Genomic DNA, 17,370 nt, shown 5'->3' on the forward strand with positions numbered 1-17,370 from the left:
ACGCCCGGCACATTGGCCTGGCCGCCGAGCTTGCCTTCGGTACCCACTTCGCGCGCCACGCGCGTGACTTCCGAGGCGAACGAGGAGAGCTGGTCCACCATCGTGTTCGCCGTCGATGCCGCCCGCAGGAACTGGCCCTTCAACGGCCGGCCATCCACGTCCAGCGCCATGGTCTGCGACAGGTCGCCTTTCGCTACCGCGCCGATCACGCGCGCCATCTCCGTCGTCGGGCGGACAAGATCGTCGATCAGCGTGTTGACGGATTTCACGATGGTTGCCCAGCCGCCGGCGGCGCTCGGCACGGACGCACGCTGGGTCAGGCGACCCTCGCGTCCGACCACGCGGCTGACCTCCGTGATCTCGCGGGTCAACTGTTCGTTGGCCTCCATGATGTCATTCAGCGTATCGGCGATCTTGCCGGCGAGGCCGGTCAGGTCCGAGGGCATCCTCGCTGAAAAATCGCCCTTCTTCAGCGCGGTCAGTACGCCAAGCAGCAACTTGTCGTCCAGTTCATCCCGCAGCTCTGTCCTGGTGTCCATCATGTTGTCTCCATCCGTGATTCAAAAATTCCCCGCCGGTCCTTTTCCGTTTGCATGGCCGCGCAAGATGCCCGTGCCGCAGCACGGCACCGGTCGCTCAATACAGGGTAGATGCAAACGTATGGCGAAAACCACACGCTTATTTACGCAGAAAAGGCCGCCAGGTGAAAGCGCTCGGGGCGCTATTTCCAACGAGAAATTAGAAGGCTATTGTGGTCCAAACGACATGCGCGGGCAACAAGGGAAAGCGGGGGAATTCACTTACCGAACGTACCGTTGATAATTCTCAATTCGCTTGAACCGGACGCAACATCGCATGCAAAGAACAGGGGATTGCGCCTCTTGCGCTAGTCGCGTGAGGTGTCGGCGGAGAGCGACTTCGCGCGCCGCGTTGACAGCGGACGTTTGGGCGTTGCAACGTTCTTCTTCACCGTGTCGGTCGCCCTGCGTTCCATGAGGACAGGCGTTCCGGACTCGCACTCAAGACGTACCGGCGCCCCACCCATTTCGACGAGCGGCAAGGGAACCGCAATGGTCAGCGCGGTTCCCGAATCCGGCGCTGTGTCGATGTAAAGCTCGCCACCCAGCGTGCTGATGCGCTCCTTGATGCCGACCAGCCCGAACGAATTCGCTTTGCGCCTGCATCCCGGGAAAATGCCGACACCGTTATCCGAGACCGACATGAGCAGGCGCTCGCCAGTCATCTGCAACTCGATCTTTGCCCGCGTCGCCCGGGCATGACGGAACACGTTATTGAGCGATTCCTGAAGGACGCGGAACAACGCCGTGGCGCGATTGTCGTCCACGACCACTTCTGCCTCGGGCATCAGCAGCTCGCACGCGATGCCGGTACGGCGCTGGAATTCCTTGACTTGCCATTCAATCGCGGCATTCAGACCGAGATCGAGCACCGTGGGGCGCAGGTTATTGATGATTGCCCGCATCGCCTTCATCGTGCTGTCGATATGCTCGAGCACGGCTTGCACCTTCTTGTTGAGCTTGGGATGCGAGGTACCGGTGCGCGCATGCAGCATCGCGATGTCGATGCGCAGCGCAAGGAGGTTTTGCCCGAGCTCGTCGTGGATTTCCCGAGCGATGCGTTTGCGCTCGTCCTCCTTGATGCGCTCCTGGTAGCTGGCGAGCTGGCGCAATTCTTCCTGCGACTGCCGCAGCGCTTCTTCCGCCTGGCGGCGTTCGTTGATGTGATCCAGATCCTGCTTGCGCTGTTCCTGCAAGTCGTGATTCAGCTTTTCCAGTTCCAGTTTCTGACGCTGCAGCTGGAGATTGTTGCGTGCAAGTTCCACGAACACCGAGACCTTGGTCTGCAGGATCTGCGGGATGATGGGTGTAAAGAGATAATCCACCGCGCCCTTCTGGTACGCCTTGAGTCGGTTCATCTCATCGGCGTAATGCGCGGTAATGAAAATGATCGGAACCGATGCCGAACGCGGGTGGGAGTGAATCGCCTCGGCCGTCTCGAAGCCGTCCATGCCCGGCATGCTGACATCGAGCAGGATGACGGCGAAATCGTTGTTGAGCACCTGGCGCAATGCCTCTTCACCGGAGCGCGCGGTCATGACCCGATAACCTGTTCCATCCGTGTCGAGCAGGCTCGCCAAGGCCAGCAGGCTCGCGGCATCGTCGTTGACGAGCAGGACTTTTGGAGTAAACACAGTGCTGTATAAAGACTTTACTGAAAGAAAAGCGGCCCGGTTGCCGCTCCCCGCGCCGCTTGCTTTTCCCGAAGCGCGCTACCGGAGCCCGAAGGCCGCTTTGAGTTATCAATGTACTACTGGATGACCCATCCTGCTAACGGAGGCTTCTTGCCGTGAAGCAGCGTCGGATTACGGGTGTTTCCCAAACCAATGTAACACAGAAAAATAAAGCCGGCTGCGCAGTACTTGCACAGCCGGCATGCATACAACGTTGGCCCTGCCCGACAGCAACATCTGGGTGTCAAGGCCGTCTGTTTTCAGTTGCGTGGTATCAACCCTCGCGGGCGGCCAGCGGCGTCGCCGCCTGGGGTCGTGCAACCTCGAGCCACTTGCGCACACGGCCGGCATCGGCCAGGCGCGTGTCCTTGCCCTTTGAGTCCAGGAAGACCATCACGACTGGCCGGCCTTCGATCCGGGCCTGCATGACGAGGCAGCGCCCCGCTTCCGCGATGTAGCCGGTCTTCTGCAGTCCGATCTCCCAGCCGGGATTCTTTACGAGGCGGTTGGAATTCATGTAGTTCAGGTGGTATCTGCCCGCGCTGACCTCATATTCCGGATCGGTGGAGTAGTCGCGAATGACCGGGTGCTGATACGCCGCTACCACAAGCTTTGCCAGGTCGCGCGCACTGGCTACGTTCTGGCTGGACAATCCGGTCGAGTCGACAAAATGCGCATCCTTCATGCCCAGCACCCTCGCCTTGGCATTCATTGCGGCAACGAATGCCGGCAGGCCGCCCGGGTAATTCCGGCCGAGCGCGGATGCCGCCCGGTTCTCGGAGCTCATCAGCGCGATATGCAGCATGTTGGCGCGCGTCATCTGGGAGCCGACGCGCAGGCGCGAGCTGCTGTTCTTCTCGCGGTCGATGTCGTCGGAAGTCACTTCGAGGACTTCATCCATACTCTGGCGCGCCTCGACCACGACCAGGGCCGTCATCAGCTTCGTCAGGGAAGCGATAGGCAGCGCGAAACCGGCATTCTTTTCAAACAGCACCTTCGAGGAGGCCTGGTCGATGACAAAGGCGGCATTGGATTTGAGTGAGAGCGCATCGCGCGTCTGGTGCAGGCCCGCCATATCGCCGGCAGTCAGCACCGAAGCGGAATCATGAGGGGACGGAGTGAAGGCGACGCGCTGGACAGCTGCTTTTTGTTTCGCGACCACCGCTTTCCGGGAAGCGGTGCTTCGCTTGGCGACCGCCGGAGCTTTGGCGGCTTTCGAGACTTTCGACGCTTTGGCCGGGGTCGATGCAGACCGGCGCGCTGAAGATGTTTTCGCCTTGGCCGCCGACTTCTTGACGACCGACTTCTTCGTCGACGACTTGCTTGTGCTTGCCGCCTGCACCGCAGGGGCGGCCACGGCCAACGCCAAACATGTCACGACGATTCCCAGCGCTGACCTGAGCATCTGCACCCCTCCCTAATTCTTGCGAGCCGGAATTATATCTTGCAGTCTAGCAAAATAGTGAAAATCGGCAAGCGAATTAAGTAGTTAGCGCAGAAATTTAAACAATTTTCTTACTGATAATTGAGGTTGCACAACTGCCATGCCTCCTTGCAACCCGAACCGCGTTTAAAGGTGACATGGCTGGCAAGCTTATCCAAGGAATTTCGCGAATTGGCCGGCCGGGACGCGCTCGGTAACCAAGGTGTTTTCAATCTTGCTCATGTCGGCAAACCCGAGCGACATGCCACATACCACCATTTCACTTTCCGGCAATCCCAGTTCCTTCGCGATGATCTTGTGGAACTGGGTGAATGCCGCCTGCGGGCAGGTATCCAACCCGCGCCCGCGCGCCGCAACCATGATGTTCTGGAGGAACATGCCGTAGTCCAGCCACGACCCCTGCTCCATGATTCGGTCGATAGTGAAGATCATGCCGACTGGCGCATCGAAGAAGCGGTAATTGCGTCCGTGCTGGGCATGCATGCCGGCCTTGTTTTCCCGCGAGAGGCCGAGCAACGAATACAGGTCCCAGCCTACCTTGCGGCGCCGGTCGATGTAGGGCGACACCCATTCTCGCGGGTAATACGCGTATTCCTCGCTGTGCTCCTTGCCGAGCGCCGGATCGTTATGGGCGCGCAGGACTTCCGCCGACAGCCTGTCCTTGGCGTCGCCGGTCAGCACATAAACTTTCCATGGCTGGGTGTTAGTCCCCGATGGGGCGCGCGCCGCAACTTCAAGGATCGCCTCGATGTCCTCACGTGCGACGGGTGTCGGCAGGTAGGCGCGGATCGAGCGGCGCGACGTGATCGCCGCGTCGACCATTTTCTGTTCGTTGGATTCAATCATTCTGGCACCGTGATGGTTTGCAAAAGGGCACGCATGGGTTCGGGGATCGCACTGGGGCGACGCGATTCGCGGTCTACATAGACGTGGACGAAGTGGCCTTGCGCTGAAGCCGACTCCTCGTCCTCGCGGAAGATGCCGACCTCGTAGCGCACGCTGGAATTGCCGAGCTTGGACACGCGCACGCCGGCCGTGACGCGCTCCGGGAAGGCAACCGAGGCAAAATAATTGCACTGCGTCTCGATCACCAGGCCAATGACGTTACTGTGCTCGATGTCGAGCACGCCGTTGGCAATCAGGAACTGGTTGACCACCGTGTCGAACCAGCTGTAATAAACCACATTGTTGACGTGCCCATAGGCATCGTTATCCATCCATCGCGTCGTGATGGTATGGAAGTGCTTGAAGTCACTGCGTTTCTTCGCTTCCGGTCGCATTGTTCACTTTCTCACAACAAGAGCCACTCCAATGACGGCCAGCACCATGCCAAGCATGCCCACGATGCTGAACGCCTCCCCAAACATCCCCCACGCCATGACTGCCGTCGTCGGCGGGGTCAGATAAAGCAGACTGGTCACCTGCGTCGCCGCACTCTTGCGAATAAGCGCGAACAGCAGGAAGATCGCGCCGATCGACAGCGCAAGGATGGACCAGAGCAAGGCGCCGATGAAGTTCGGCGTCCATTGCACATTGCGCAGGCCTGCATCAAGGTGTTCGAACGCCACCGCGAACGGCAGCAGGACCGCAATGGATGCAGCGAACTGAATAATCGTCCCGGTGCGCAAGTCGAAGCTGGGACAATAGCGCTTCTGGTACAGCGTCCCCACCGTGATCGACATCAGCGCGAACACGGTCAGCGCAATGCTTTGCCATGATAAGCCGGCTACTGAAATCTTGTTGGCCACGACCAGCGCGACGCCGCACAGCCCGAACATCAGCCCGACCCACTGCCTTCCTCGCACCCTTTCGCCCACCAGTGGCGCGGCGAACGCAGTCAGGATGGGCTGCAGGCCGACGATAAGCGCCGACAGTCCGGCTGGCATGCCCAGCTTGATCGCACACCACACGCCGGCCAAATATCCCGCCTGCACCAGCATTCCCGCCACCGCAATATGGCGCATCCGTCCAACCGGCCATGGCGCTTTCATCAGCCATACCAAGGGAAGCAGGACGACCAGCACGCCGGTAAATCGCAGCAGGAGAAAGGTGAGCGGATCGGCATACGGCAGGCCGAACTTGGCCACGATGAATCCGGTGCTCCAGATGAGCACAAAGATAAAGGGCATGGAGGAGATCCATGGGCTTTGCGGCCGCTGATCGGCGGCGAGCGAGCCGGATAGGGAGGATCGGGTGGCGACGGTCATGCGTGGTCTCGACAATATGCGGATGCAATGCCGATAGTCTGGATGTGCACGTCCACCGTGTCTTGGATGTTTTTGCCATAGCCGCCCGCCATGGTGACCGCCACCGGAATGCCGCGCGACCTCGCCTGGTCAAATACCATCCGGTCGCGCGCGGCCAGCCCCGCCATGGACAGTTTCAGTCTGCCGAGCCGGTCTCCTTCATGCGGATCCGCGCCCGCAAGATAAATGATGAGGTCAGGATCGATACGCGCGAACATCGTCGCCAGCGCCTCCTGCAAGGCAGCGAGATAGACCGCGTCATCCGTTCCATCGGGAAGCGGCACATCCAGGTCGCTGCACTCCTTCGAAAACGGAAAGTTGTTTTCCGCATGGAGCGAAAGCGTGAAGACAGAATCGTCGCGCGCGAGGATGGAGGCCGTGCCATTCCCCTGGTGGACATCCAGGTCGACGATCGCCACGTGGCGCGCGCGGCGTTCTGCCTGCATCAGGCGAGCGGCGACCACGGAATCGTTGAATACGCAAAATCCTTCGCCGCGGTCCGCATATGCATGATGCGTTCCCCCTGCCAGATTGGCCGCCACGCCCGACACGAGGGCAGCGCGGCAAGCCGCAATCGTTGCACCGGCCGAACGCCGGGAGCGCTCCACCATTTGCGTCGACCAGGGGAATCCGACCGCCTTCTGCTCCGCCGGCGCAAGCAGGCCGGCGGAGACGCGATGAATGTAATCCGGATGATGGGCCAGGGCCAGCACCCCGTCCGTCGCCGGCGGCGCTTCATGCACTTCCAAGGCCGGAACCGCGCGCAGGGCGCCTTCCCTGACGAGGCGGTATTTCTGCATCGGAAACCGGTGTCCTTCCGGGAGCGGCAGCACGAAATGGTCGCTGTAGAAGGCTTTCACGTTGACGTTTACGTAAAGGGCGGGACAGCGCAGTTTAGCATGCGCTGCGGCGCGGCATGGTACGGCACAACTTCGGCCCATAACTTGCTGAAAATCAATAACTTGACGCAGATGCTGATTTTTGACGCTCCGCAACAAAACTTATTGACACAGCAAAATTTCTCCTTAAAATACGATTTGTTGCGACGCACAAAAGAAGTCTGATGGTTGCGTCCCACGCATTTACTTGACCAATCATTGCCCTCTTGAGGAGCCGAACATGTTTGCAATCCCCGAGCAATTCTCCGCCGCTTCCAAAGCCAACTTCGAAGCCCAACTGTCCCTGATCTCCGCCCTGACCAACAAGGCATTCGAAGGCGTCGAGAAGGTCGTCGACCTGAACCTGAACGTTGCCAAGGCATCCCTGGAAGAGTCCAGCGCCGCTGCCAAGCAGTTCCTGGCTGTCAAGGACGCACAAGAATTCCTGAGCCTGGCCGCTGCACAAGCACAGCCGAACGCCGAGAAGGCACTGGCCTACGGCCGTCACCTGGCAAGCATCGCTTCCGGCGTGCAAGCTGAATTCACCAAGGCCGCAGAAGCCCAGATCGCCGAAACCAGCCGCAAGGTCCTGGAACTGGTTGAAGAAGTTTCGAAGAACGCACCGGCCGGTTCCGAGAACGCCGTTGCCATCCTGAAGACCGCGATCGGCAACGCCAACGCAGGTTACGAGCAACTGAGCAAGACCACCAAGCAAGCCGTCGAAACCATCGAAGCCAACCTGAACAACGCCGTTGGCCAGTTCACCCAGGCTGCTCCGAAGGCAGCACGCGCAGCAAAGAAGTAATTCAGCTCCGGCTACCCGGATTCGATCCGGGGTAGCCAACAGCGATCAAATCGGTACCCAAGCCTCCTCCTCTACAGGTACCGCTTCGAATGCCCTGGTTTCCAGGGCATTTTTTTCGTCCGTACTATTTATTTGCTTCCCTTGGCAATCGCCCGCGCCAGTACGATCACGGGGATAAAGGCGATCATCACGATGGTGAACGCCGGCAGGGCTGCCTCGCCCAAGCGCTCATCGGAAGCAAGCTGGTGCGTAATCACCGCCAGCGTATCGAAATTGAAGGGGCGCACCGTCAGTGTCGCGGGCAATTCCTTCACCACGTCCACGAATACCAGCAGACCCGCCGTCAGTACGCTTCGCCACAGCAGAGGCGCGTGCACGCGCAGCAGCATCGCACCCAGGCCATGGCCGAGGATGCGTGCACTCGCATCCATGCTCGGCGTGATCTTGACCAGGCCCGCCTGCACGCTCTGGTAGGACACCGCGAGGAAGCGCACGAGATAGGCGTACACCAAAGCCGCGACGCTGCCAGTCAACACAACGCCGAAACCGCGATCGGCGCTCCAGGTGTCAAGACGGGACAGCGGAATCAGAATACCTACAGCAATGACGGCGCCCGGCACCGCGTATCCCATGCTGACCACCCGGTTGCACGCAGCCTGCAATTGGCTCTTCGTCACCCGGGCGGCGTAGGCGAGCAGGATACAGATCAGCACGGCAATGAACGCGGTGACGCCGGCCAGAAGCACGCTGTTCTTCAGCCACTCCAGGTAGCGCGTGCCAAAAACGACAGACTCTTCCCGCAGAATCAAGCGCAACAGGATCGCCAGCGGAATCACGAACCCGAGCAGTACAGGAACGAGACAAAACAGCGTCGATCCCCAGCCGCGCAGGCCACGCAGCGGCATCGGCAACTGCATCTTTGTCCGGCTGCCCACCGCGTAATAACGGGCGCGTCCACGGCTTTTCTGTTCCAGAAGCATCAACACGGTGACCGCGATCAGCAGCACCGCGGCGAGCTGCGCGGCTGCCGTCCGGTCTGAAAACGTGTACCAGGATTTATAGATGCCGGTCGTCAGCGTCGGCACGCCGAAATAGGCGACCGCGCCGTAATCGGCCAGGGTTTCCATCAGCGCAAGCGCAATGCCCGCCACCGCAGCTGGTCGGGCGAGCGGCAGGCTGACCTTCACGAAGGCGTGCCATGGCCCCATGCCCAACGTGCGCGCCGCATCCCACATGCGCGGGCTGCGTTCAAGAAAAGCATTCCGAGCGAGCAGGTAGACATACGGATAGAGAACCATCGCGAACAGGATGCCCGCACCACCCACGGAGCGGATTTGCGGGAACCAGTAATCGCTCGCCTGCCAGCCGAAGCTGGCGCGCAACGCCGATTGCACCGGACCGGAATACTGCAGGAAATCGGTATAGGCGTAGGCGACCACGTAGGCCGGCATGGCCAGCGGCAGGACCAGTGCCCATTCAAACAGGCGCTTGCCGGGAAAGTCGAACACGGCGACCAGCCATGCACACCCCACCCCGCCCGCACCCGCGAGCACGGCGACGATGGCCGCAATCGCAAGGCTGTTGAACACATATTCGGGAAGCACGGTGGACGCCAGGTGGGCGAAGGTCGAGCTGGTTTCCGCACTTTGGCCGGCGAGCAGGTTGGATAGGACGCCAAGAATCGGCACGCCCACCAGGATGGCGACCGCAAGCGACGCGACCAGCAACACCTGGCTGCTGCCCTTGCACAAATGGCAAGGGCGCAAGGGGGGATTACGCATGGAATTCCACTATGAAGTGTACGGTTTCTCTGAATGAGAATTATAATCAATATCGAATTACGCCCATGCAATTATTCGCCACGGTCCATGAACGCTCCATTCCCGCTCCGCAGCCATCTCAAAGTCGACGCCATCAAGGTGGGATATCCGGTCGGCCGGCAGATTCAGGAAATCGTGCACGGCCTGACGTTCGCTTTGGCGCGAGGCGAGATCGGATGCCTGCTCGGTCCCTCCGGCTGCGGAAAGACAACCGTGCTGCGCGCCATCGCGGGCTTCGAATCGCTGCTGGCCGGCCAGATTTCACTTGGCGGCCGGGAGTTGAGCCGTGAGGGCTTTACCGCTTCCCCGGAAACCCGCCATGTCGGCGTTGTCTTCCAGGACTATGCGCTGTTTCCGCACCTCTCGGTCTGGGACAATATTGCATTCGGCCTGCGCAAGCTCACGATGGGAGAACGCAAGGCACGCGTCGACAAGCTTCTCTCTCTGGTTGGCCTCGGCACGCATGCTCGCCTGTACCCGCACGAACTTTCCGGCGGCCAGCAACAGCGCGTGGCCCTTGCCCGAGCCCTGGCGCCGCAACCCGACCTGCTCCTCCTCGACGAGCCCTTCTCCAACCTCGACGTCGACCTGCGCGAGCGCCTGGCGCTCGAAGTGCGCGATATCCTGAAGGAACTGGGCACGACCGGAGTGCTGGTCACGCACGACCAGCACGAAGCGTTCGCCATTGCGGACCATATCGGCGTCATGCAGAACGGCCAGATCGTGCAGTGGGACACCGCCTACAACCTCTATCACAAGCCGGACAATCGCTTTGTCGCGGATTTCATTGGCCAGGGAGTATTCACGCCCGGCACCATCGACCTGCCCAACCAGCAGGTCAATATTGAGCTGGGCAGCCTGCCCCTCTGGCAGGGCGTCGACGTCTGTGCGACCGACGAGAAGAATGCCCACCAGGTCGACGTGCTGCTGCGCGCGGATGACGTGATCCACGATGACGGCAGCCCCCTGCAGGCAGAGGTCGTGCGCAAGGCATTTCGCGGCGCGGAGTTCCTGTATACATTGAAGCTTCCAAGCGGGCAGATGCTGCTTGCGCTCGTACCCTCCCACCATAATCACGCGATCGGCGAGAAGATCGGCATCCGCCTGGGTGCCGACCACGTAGTGACCTTCCCTGCCGACCGCTAACGCCGGCTCACTGCCATCGAACGACCCGCCGTATCCCTCCAGCAGCGAGAGGCGTACGCATGCCCGCCGGCACGCACACATAAAGTGCCTCTCAGCAGATAAACGCACCGTCTTTCAGCGCGCCCGCCCAAATGCGGCGCGCGTCATTCACCACACTTGCGCAGACCGCACCAGAACAGTACGACCGGACGAAAAAAGGACGTCATCTCGTCCGCAAGTTGATTGGCATACAACCTGCTAAAGATTGCCCGCGAGCCATCGCACTCCGATTAAACCCATAACCGTAGGAGTTACACATGTCCCGTCGCACAATCCTGAAAGCGACCGCTGCTGGCGCTTTGACTCTCGTTGCTTCGGCCTGGATGCCTCAGGCACTGGCCGCCGACACCATCAAGGTCGGTATTCTTCATTCGCTGTCGGGCACGATGGCGATCTCCGAAACCTCGCTCAAAGACGTGGCCTTGATGACGATCGAAGAGATCAATGCAAAAGGTGGCGTGATGGGCAAGAAGCTCGAACCCGTGGTTGTGGACCCCGCTTCCAATTGGCCGCTGTTTGCCGAAAAGGCGCGCCAGCTGGTCACCCAGGACAAGGTTGCCGTCGTATTCGGCTGCTGGACCTCCGTATCGCGCAAGTCCGTGCTTCCGGTCTTCAAGGAACTGAACAGCCTGCTGTTCTACCCGGTCCAGTATGAGGGCGAAGAGCTCGAGAAGAACGTGTTCTATACCGGCGCCGCGCCGAACCAGCAGGCAATCCCGGCGGTGGAGTACCTGATGTCCAAGGATGGCGGCGGCGCCAAGCGCTTCGTCCTGCTGGGCACCGACTACGTCTACCCGCGCACCACCAACAAGATCCTGCGCGCCTTCCTGAAGTCCAAGGGCGTGAAAGAATCCGATATCGACGAGGTCTACACCCCGTTCGGTCACTCCGATTACCAGACCATTGTCGCCAACATCAAGAAGTTCTCGGCGGGCGGCAAGACGGCCGTGATCTCGACCATCAACGGCGACTCCAACGTCCCCTTCTACAAGGAACTGGGCAACGCCGGCCTGAAGGCCACCGATGTGCCGGTCGTCGCCTTCTCCGTGGGTGAAGAAGAGCTGCGCGGCGTCGACACCAAGCCGCTGGTCGGCCACCTCGCCGCATGGAACTACTTTCAGTCCGTGAAGAACCCGGCCAACACCGAGTTCATCAAGAAGTGGAAGGACTACGCCAAGGCCAAGAAACTGCCGAATGCTGATACCGTCGTCACCAACGACCCGATGGAAGCGACTTACGTCGGCATCCATATGTGGAAACAAGCCGTCGAAAAGGCCAAGTCCACCGACACCGACAAGGTCATCGCGGCGATGGGCGGCCAGACCTTCAAGGCACCGTCAGGGTATGACCTCGTGATGGACAAAACCAACCATCACCTGCACAAGCCCGTGATGATCGGCGAGATCAAGCCGGATGGCCAGTTCAACGTCGTCTGGAAGACCAAGGGCCCGATCCGCGCGCAACCGTGGAGCCCGTTCATTCCGGGTAACGAGAGCAAGCAAAGCATGTAATGCCCTCCCCTCCGCTTGACCGCGGAGGAACAGGATGAAGCTTCCTTGCAGTACGAGCCGGAGCGTGGCTCCTCCTTCCACACTCCGGCTTTTTTGCGTCCGCAGTTTTGCCTTGGCAGGAATCGCCATGACCTTATTCAGACAACTGCTCGTCATCGGGATGCTGTGCGTCCAGCCGCTTGCGCATGCGGCCATCGATGCCGAACTGCTCAAGCCGATTGCGGGGGACGATCCCGATGCGCGCATCGAATCCGTCAACAAAATCGCTACACTCGCCAATGAAGACGCGCTAAGGTTGCTGAATTCCCTGAAGAACGAAACGCTATTTGCGACGCCTGAAGGCCAGGTAGTCATCATCGAAGGCGACACGGCCTTCGATCCCGCAACCGATTCCACTGTTCCCGTTCCGGATGGCGTGGACGGCATCACCATCAACAACCGCCTGCGCGGTGCAATCGACGGCGCACTGTCCGGCTTCCGGTTGCTTTCCGAGAATCGCAACGAACGCCTCGCGGCCGCGCTGGAGATGCAAAAGAGCGCCGATCCGGGCCAACTACCCCTGATCAACAAGGCACTGGACAAGGAAACGGACGCCGAGATCAAATCCATCCTGAGACTCGTCGCCGCCACTGCAAACCTGCAATCTCCCGATCCCGCAGTGCGCAAGGACGCGGTCATCGCGCTTGCCGAAAGCAGTAACGCCAGCCTGAAGCCGATGCTGATGCAAATGGTCGAGAAGAACGCGGAAGGCCAGTACAACGAACCGGACGAGGCCGTACGCATCGCCGCCGTCGGCACCATCAGTGCCATCAATGCCCGTCTCGCCCGCACCGAGTTCATCGGCAACCTGTTTTACGGTGCGTCGCTGGGCAGCGTGCTGCTGCTGGCCGCGCTCGGCCTTGCCATCACTTTCGGCCTGATGGGAATCATCAACATGGCGCACGGCGAACTGCTGATGATCGGCGCCTATACCACCTACGTCTGCCAGACACTGTTCCGCGCTTACCTGCCGGGCGCCGTCGATCTCTATCTTGTCGCCGCTCTGCCGGCCGCCTTCCTCGTTGCCGCCGCCGTCGGCATTGCATTGGAACGCACCGTCATCCGCTGGCTCTACGGCCGCCCGCTCGAAACCCTCCTGTGCACTTGGGGCATCAGCCTCGTGCTGATGCAGCTCGTGCGCTCCATCTTCGGCGCACAGAATGTCGAGGTCGCCAATCCCTCCTGGATGTCGGGCGGCGTCACCGTGATGGGCTCGCTGGTACTGTCGTACAACCGCATCGTGATCATTTTCTTCGCGCTGTTCGTGGTTGCCGCCGTCTGGGTGATTCTGAACAAGACACGCCTCGGCCTGTTCGTCCGCGCGGTCACGCAGAACCGGCGCATGGCCGATTGCGTCGGCGTGTCGACCGGCAAGATCGACATGATGACCTTCGGCCTCGGCTCCGGCATCGCCGGCCTCGGCGGTGTCGCACTGTCCCAGTTAGGCAACGTTGGCCCCGACCTCGGACAGGGCTATATCGTTGACTCCTTCATGGTCGTCGTTCTTGGTGGCGTCGGCCAGCTCGCGGGCACCGTGATCGCAGCAATCGGGCTCGGCGAAGTCAACAAATTCCTGGAACCGGTTGCCGGCGCTGTGCTGGCGAAGATCGCGATCCTCGTCTTCATCATCGTCTTTATCCAGAAACGGCCGCAGGGCTTGTTCGCCATGAAAGGCAGGAGTGCAGAATGACGCCGTCCCTCTTCTCCCGTCCGGCCTGGACCGGCATCCTGGTCTGTGCCGCGATCCTCGCCTTGCTGCCGGCGCTGAACCTTGCCTTCGAACCCGCCCATGCACTGCATGTGTCGAGTTACACGGTGGCGCTAATTGGCAAGTTCATGTGCTACGCCATCGCCGCCCTGGCGCTCGATCTCGTCTGGGGCTATACCGGCATCCTGTCGCTCGGCCACGGCCTGTTCTTCGCGCTGGGCGGCTATGCACATGGCATGTACCTGATGCGGTCGATCGGCAAGGACGGCGTGTACCAGAGCCATCTGCCTGACTTCATGGTCTTCCTCGACTGGAAGGAATACCCGTGGTACTGGTCGTTCACCGACAACTTCTGGTTTGCAATGCTGCTGGTTGTCCTGGTGCCAGGCGCTTTGGCCTTCGTGTTCGGCTACTTCGCTTTCCGCTCGCGGATCAAGGGCGTGTACTTCTCAATCATTACCCAGGCCATGACCTTCGCCTTCATGCTGCTGTTCTTCCGCAACAACACCGGCTTCGGTGGAAACAACGGCTTCACGGATTTCAAGCGCATCCTCGGTTTCACCATCACCGCGCCAGGTACCAAGGCGGCGCTCTACCTGCTCACGCTGGCGGTGCTGGTCGGCTCACTCTTCCTCTGTCGCTGGATCGTCACCTCCAAACTCGGACGCGTGCTGCAGGCGGTGCGGGATTCGGAATCGCGCCTGATGTTCATCGGCTACAACCCGCTGTGGTTCAAGCTGTTCGTCTGGACGCTCTCCGCCATCCTGTGCGGCGTGGCCGGCGCACTCTATGTGCCGCAGGTCGGCATCATCAACCCGTCTGAAATGTCCCCGGGAAATTCGATCGAAATGGTGATTTGGGCCGCCGTCGGTGGGCGCGGCTCCCTGCTCGGTCCGATCATCGGCGCATTCTCGGTCAACGGGCTGAAGAGCTGGTTCACGGCAGCCTTCCCGGACCTGTGGCTATATGCGCTTGGGGCAATTTTCATTCTGGTGACCCTGTTCATGCCGCAGGGCATCCTGGGTCTCGCTGCCCGTTTCCGCCAGACGAAGGAGCCAGCATGAACGACACGACGAAGGCCTACCAGTTTGTCGAGGAAAACAAGCATGCCGAATACGGCACCTCCTACGGCAAGGTCAAGCCGGAAGGCGTCGACACGTCGCACGGGGCAATCCTCTACCTGGAAGACATTACGGTTTCCTTCGACGGCTTCAAGGCCATCAACAAGCTGACCCTCGACATCTCCGTCGGCGAACTGCGCTGCATCATCGGGCCCAACGGCGCCGGCAAGACCACGATGATGGACGTCATCACCGGCAAGACGCGCCCGACTTCCGGCACGGCCTTTTTCGGCCAGACGATCGACCTGACGAAGATGACCGAGTATGAAATCGCCCATGCCGGCATCGGCCGCAAGTTCCAGCGGCCGACCGTGTTCGAGCAGCACACCGTGTTCGAAAACCTGGAACTGGCAATGAAGATGGACAAGCGCGTCAAGCCGACGCTGTTCTTCCGTCTGACCTCGGAGCAGAAAGGCAAGATCGACGAGATCCTGAAACTGATCCGCCTGAACGGCCAGGAAACGCGACTTGCCGGCCTGCTATCGCATGGCCAGAAGCAGTGGCTGGAGATCGGCATGCTGCTGATGCAGGAACCGCAATTGCTGCTGCTGGATGAACCGGTCGCGGGCATGTCCGATGCGGAAACCGCGCGCACTGCCGAGCTGCTGAATGAATTGCGCGGCAAGCATTCGATCATGGTGGTCGAACATGACATGGCATTCGTTACCGAGATTGCGCAGGACGGCAAGGTCACGGTGCTGCATGAAGGGTCGGTGCTTGCGGAAGGCACAATGCAGCAGGTGCAATCCGACGAGCGCGTCATCGAAGTCTACCTGGGGCGCTGACATGCTGAACGTCGAACAACTGAACCAGTATTACGGTGCGGCGCATACACTGCGCGGCGTCTCGCTCTCGCTGCAGAAAGGCGAATGCCTGGCCCTGCTCGGCCGCAACGGCGTCGGCAAGACGACCCTGCTCAAATGCCTGATGGGCGTGCTGCCCGTTGCCAAGGGCCATGTGCAGCTGGACGGGAAGGACATCACCAGGCTCAAGCCGCATGAACGGGCCGCACTCGGTATTGCCTACGTGCCGCAGGGCCGTGAAATTTTTGCGCGCCTGACGGTCGAGGAAAACCTGATGATGGGCATGGCCGTCAAATCCGGCAGGCAAGCCGCGAAAATCAAGGGCGAAGTCTTCGAACTCTTCCCGGTGCTGAAGGAGATGCTGCACCGGCGCGGTGGCGACCTCTCGGGCGGCCAGCAGCAGCAACTCGCCATCGCCCGCGCCCTGCTGGCGGATCCCAAACTGATCATCCTTGACGAGCCCACCGAAGGCATCCAGCCGTCCATCATCAAGGACATCGGCAACGTCATCCGGCTACTGCGCCAGCGAGGCGACATCGCGATCCTCCTGTGCGAGCAGTACTTCGACTTTGCCCATGAACTGGCGGACCGGTTCGTCGTGCTGTCGCGCGGTGAAGTGGTTGCATCCGGAACGCAGGACCGGATGAATGGCGAGGACGTGAAAAGACACTTGGCGGTATAGTTTCCCGATGCGACTCGTCGACGCTCCCGTACTGAAAGCAGGAAATGCCACCGAGCCGTGGGAGGCATGGCTTGCCCTCGGTTTTGCCCGGCACAGCGACGCAACACGTCTGGTCGAACGTTCTCACTACGGCCCGCTTCGGGTGCAGAAACCGCTCTATCCCGAGGGCAGCGATATTTGTCACGCCATCGTGGTTCACCCTCCCGGCGGCGTGGTGGGCGGCGACCAACTCGACATCCATGCCTGCGTCGGCCAGCAGGCCAGGGCGTTTATCACCACGCCCGGCGCGGCAAAGTGGTACAAGGCAAACGGCCGTATCTCCCGCCAAAGCATTCACCTGAATGTCGGCGATGCCGGCGCGCTGGAATGGCTGCCGCAGGAAACCATCTTCTTCGATGCGGCCGACGTGCAACTGGACACCACCGTCGAACTCGGCAGCGAGGCAAGCTATCTCGGGAGTGAAATCCTTTGCTTTGGACGGACCGCATCCGGCGAGCGGTTTTCTTCTGGCCGCGTCGCACAGAGAACGAGCATCAGGCTGGACGGCAAGCTGGTCTGGTTCGAACAAGGCGAACTTATCGCCGGCGCGGCGACGGAAAATCCATTGGGACTGGCCGGAAAAACGGTATGCGCAACGCTGATCGGTGTCGGCAAGCCTCTTCCTTCCGGTGCCATCCAACACCTTCGTGAAAGCTGCAGCGCCGGCCTGAGTGACACCGGCTCGTTCGGCGCCACGCAGATGAAATCAGTCGTTGTCGTCCGCTACCTCGGCGATTCCAGCGAAGTAGCCAGACAGATCATGGCTGCGGCATGGCGCACGCTGCGTCCGTTTCTGATCGGACGAGAAGCCATCGTCCCCCGTATCTGGAACACATGA

16 protein-coding genes and 1 pseudogene are annotated in these 17,370 nt (G+C 60.6%); 9 read left to right on the plus strand and 8 right to left on the minus strand.

All coding sequences use genetic code 11. The features are described 5' to 3' along the window. From ACNOHI_RS16545 to ACNOHI_RS16575, 7 genes and pseudogenes are all read right to left on the minus strand, one after another. A pseudogene (locus ACNOHI_RS16545) lies at window positions 1-542 on the minus strand (hybrid sensor histidine kinase/response regulator); the annotation flags it as partial. A gap of 344 nt (window positions 543-886) precedes the next feature. After that, window positions 887-2,212, minus strand: a complete 1,326-nt coding sequence (locus ACNOHI_RS16550) for a response regulator (protein WP_420475796.1) — start codon at window positions 2,210-2,212, stop codon at window positions 887-889. 313 nt (window positions 2,213-2,525) lie between these two features. Next, window positions 2,526-3,656: a D-alanyl-D-alanine endopeptidase gene (gene pbpG, locus ACNOHI_RS16555; RefSeq protein ID WP_420475797.1), complete on the minus strand. Its 1,131-nt coding sequence runs from the start codon at window positions 3,654-3,656 to the stop codon at window positions 2,526-2,528. Window positions 3,657-3,845: 189 nt separating this feature from the next. Continuing rightward, window positions 3,846-4,541: a nitroreductase gene (locus ACNOHI_RS16560; protein WP_420475798.1), complete on the minus strand. Its 696-nt coding sequence runs from the start codon at window positions 4,539-4,541 to the stop codon at window positions 3,846-3,848. After that, window positions 4,538-4,975 carry an acyl-CoA thioesterase gene (locus ACNOHI_RS16565; protein ID WP_420475799.1) on the minus strand — a complete coding sequence of 146 codons (438 nt, stop codon included), beginning with the start codon at window positions 4,973-4,975 and terminating at the stop codon, window positions 4,538-4,540. Before ACNOHI_RS16565 ends, ACNOHI_RS16560 begins: the two co-directional genes overlap by 4 nt. A gap of 3 nt (window positions 4,976-4,978) precedes the next feature. Then, window positions 4,979-5,824, minus strand: a complete 846-nt coding sequence (locus tag ACNOHI_RS16570) for a DMT family transporter (RefSeq protein WP_420476162.1) — start codon at window positions 5,822-5,824, stop codon at window positions 4,979-4,981. A gap of 74 nt (window positions 5,825-5,898) precedes the next feature. Beyond that, the gene (locus ACNOHI_RS16575) at window positions 5,899-6,741 is read right to left on the minus strand and encodes a histone deacetylase (protein WP_420475800.1); all 843 of its coding nucleotides are present in this window, start codon (window positions 6,739-6,741) and stop codon (window positions 5,899-5,901) included. A gap of 36 nt (window positions 6,742-6,777) precedes the next feature. On the opposite strand from ACNOHI_RS16575, the gene ACNOHI_RS16580 reads away from it, so the two are divergent. Further along, a complete protein-coding gene (locus tag ACNOHI_RS16580) occupies window positions 6,778-7,005 on the plus strand; it encodes a hypothetical protein (RefSeq protein ID WP_420475801.1) in 228 nt (75 codons plus the stop codon). Window positions 7,006-7,060: 55 nt separating this feature from the next. Next, window positions 7,061-7,624 (plus strand): TIGR01841 family phasin, encoded by a 564-nt coding sequence (gene phaP, locus ACNOHI_RS16585; protein WP_420475802.1) that lies wholly within the window; start codon window positions 7,061-7,063, stop codon window positions 7,622-7,624. Between the two features lie 128 nt (window positions 7,625-7,752). Here phaP and ACNOHI_RS16590 read toward each other — a convergent pair whose 3' ends face one another. Further along, window positions 7,753-9,405 (minus strand): ABC transporter permease, encoded by a 1,653-nt coding sequence (locus tag ACNOHI_RS16590; RefSeq protein ID WP_420475803.1) that lies wholly within the window; start codon window positions 9,403-9,405, stop codon window positions 7,753-7,755. A gap of 87 nt (window positions 9,406-9,492) precedes the next feature. Here ACNOHI_RS16590 and ACNOHI_RS16595 point away from each other — a divergent pair, with 87 nt between their 5' ends. The 7 genes from ACNOHI_RS16595 to ACNOHI_RS16625 all read left to right on the plus strand — a co-directional run bounded on the left by ACNOHI_RS16595 (window position 9,493) and on the right by ACNOHI_RS16625 (window position 17,370). Then, the gene (locus tag ACNOHI_RS16595; RefSeq protein WP_420475804.1) at window positions 9,493-10,590 is read left to right on the plus strand and encodes an ABC transporter ATP-binding protein; all 1,098 of its coding nucleotides are present in this window, start codon (window positions 9,493-9,495) and stop codon (window positions 10,588-10,590) included. Window positions 10,591-10,886: 296 nt separating this feature from the next. Continuing rightward, complete coding sequence (urtA, locus tag ACNOHI_RS16600; protein WP_420475805.1) at window positions 10,887-12,140, plus strand: urea ABC transporter substrate-binding protein; 1,254 nt, start codon at window positions 10,887-10,889, stop codon at window positions 12,138-12,140. Between the two features lie 127 nt (window positions 12,141-12,267). Continuing rightward, window positions 12,268-13,869 carry an urea ABC transporter permease subunit UrtB gene (gene urtB, locus ACNOHI_RS16605; RefSeq protein ID WP_420475806.1) on the plus strand — a complete coding sequence of 534 codons (1,602 nt, stop codon included), beginning with the start codon at window positions 12,268-12,270 and terminating at the stop codon, window positions 13,867-13,869. Then, window positions 13,866-14,951: an urea ABC transporter permease subunit UrtC gene (gene urtC / locus ACNOHI_RS16610; RefSeq protein WP_420475807.1), complete on the plus strand. Its 1,086-nt coding sequence runs from the start codon at window positions 13,866-13,868 to the stop codon at window positions 14,949-14,951. Before urtB ends, urtC begins: the two co-directional genes overlap by 4 nt. Beyond that, on the plus strand, window positions 14,948-15,793 hold the full coding sequence (gene urtD, locus ACNOHI_RS16615) for an urea ABC transporter ATP-binding protein UrtD (protein ID WP_420475808.1): 846 nt from the start codon (window positions 14,948-14,950) through the stop codon (window positions 15,791-15,793). Before urtC ends, urtD begins: the two co-directional genes overlap by 4 nt. Window position 15,794: 1 nt before the next feature. Then, window positions 15,795-16,493, plus strand: coding sequence for an urea ABC transporter ATP-binding subunit UrtE (gene urtE, locus ACNOHI_RS16620; protein WP_420475809.1), 699 nt, complete (start codon window positions 15,795-15,797; stop codon window positions 16,491-16,493). A gap of 7 nt (window positions 16,494-16,500) precedes the next feature. Continuing rightward, window positions 16,501-17,370, plus strand: coding sequence for an urease accessory protein UreD (locus ACNOHI_RS16625; RefSeq protein WP_420475810.1), 870 nt, complete (start codon window positions 16,501-16,503; stop codon window positions 17,368-17,370).

Origin of the sequence: Noviherbaspirillum sp. ST9 (genome assembly GCF_048799745.1) — a bacterium.
GTDB lineage: Bacteria > Pseudomonadota > Gammaproteobacteria > Burkholderiales > Burkholderiaceae_D > Noviherbaspirillum.

Excerpts from the sequence above, each read along its gene's own strand:
- pbpG (WP_420475797.1), bottom strand. The coding sequence starts at position 3,656 with ATGCTCAGGTCAGCGCTGGGAATCGTCGTGACATGTTTGGCGTTGGCC.
- ACNOHI_RS16560 (WP_420475798.1), bottom strand. The coding sequence starts at position 4,541 with ATGATTGAATCCAACGAACAGAAAATGGTCGACGCGGCGATCACGTCG.
- ACNOHI_RS16565 (WP_420475799.1), bottom strand. The coding sequence starts at position 4,975 with ATGCGACCGGAAGCGAAGAAACGCAGTGACTTCAAGCACTTCCATACC.
- ACNOHI_RS16570 (WP_420476162.1), bottom strand. The coding sequence starts at position 5,824 with ATGCCCTTTATCTTTGTGCTCATCTGGAGCACCGGATTCATCGTGGCC.
- ACNOHI_RS16575 (WP_420475800.1), bottom strand. The coding sequence starts at position 6,741 with ATGCAGAAATACCGCCTCGTCAGGGAAGGCGCCCTGCGCGCGGTTCCG.
- ACNOHI_RS16580 (WP_420475801.1), top strand. The coding sequence starts at position 6,778 with ATGGTCGCTGTAGAAGGCTTTCACGTTGACGTTTACGTAAAGGGCGGG.
- phaP (WP_420475802.1), top strand. The coding sequence starts at position 7,061 with ATGTTTGCAATCCCCGAGCAATTCTCCGCCGCTTCCAAAGCCAACTTC.
- ACNOHI_RS16590 (WP_420475803.1), bottom strand. The coding sequence starts at position 9,405 with ATGCGTAATCCCCCCTTGCGCCCTTGCCATTTGTGCAAGGGCAGCAGC.
- ACNOHI_RS16595 (WP_420475804.1), top strand. The coding sequence starts at position 9,493 with ATGAACGCTCCATTCCCGCTCCGCAGCCATCTCAAAGTCGACGCCATC.
- urtA (WP_420475805.1), top strand. The coding sequence starts at position 10,887 with ATGTCCCGTCGCACAATCCTGAAAGCGACCGCTGCTGGCGCTTTGACT.
- urtB (WP_420475806.1), top strand. The coding sequence starts at position 12,268 with ATGACCTTATTCAGACAACTGCTCGTCATCGGGATGCTGTGCGTCCAG.
- urtC (WP_420475807.1), top strand. The coding sequence starts at position 13,866 with ATGACGCCGTCCCTCTTCTCCCGTCCGGCCTGGACCGGCATCCTGGTC.
- urtD (WP_420475808.1), top strand. The coding sequence starts at position 14,948 with ATGAACGACACGACGAAGGCCTACCAGTTTGTCGAGGAAAACAAGCAT.
- urtE (WP_420475809.1), top strand. The coding sequence starts at position 15,795 with ATGCTGAACGTCGAACAACTGAACCAGTATTACGGTGCGGCGCATACA.
- ACNOHI_RS16625 (WP_420475810.1), top strand. The coding sequence starts at position 16,501 with ATGCGACTCGTCGACGCTCCCGTACTGAAAGCAGGAAATGCCACCGAG.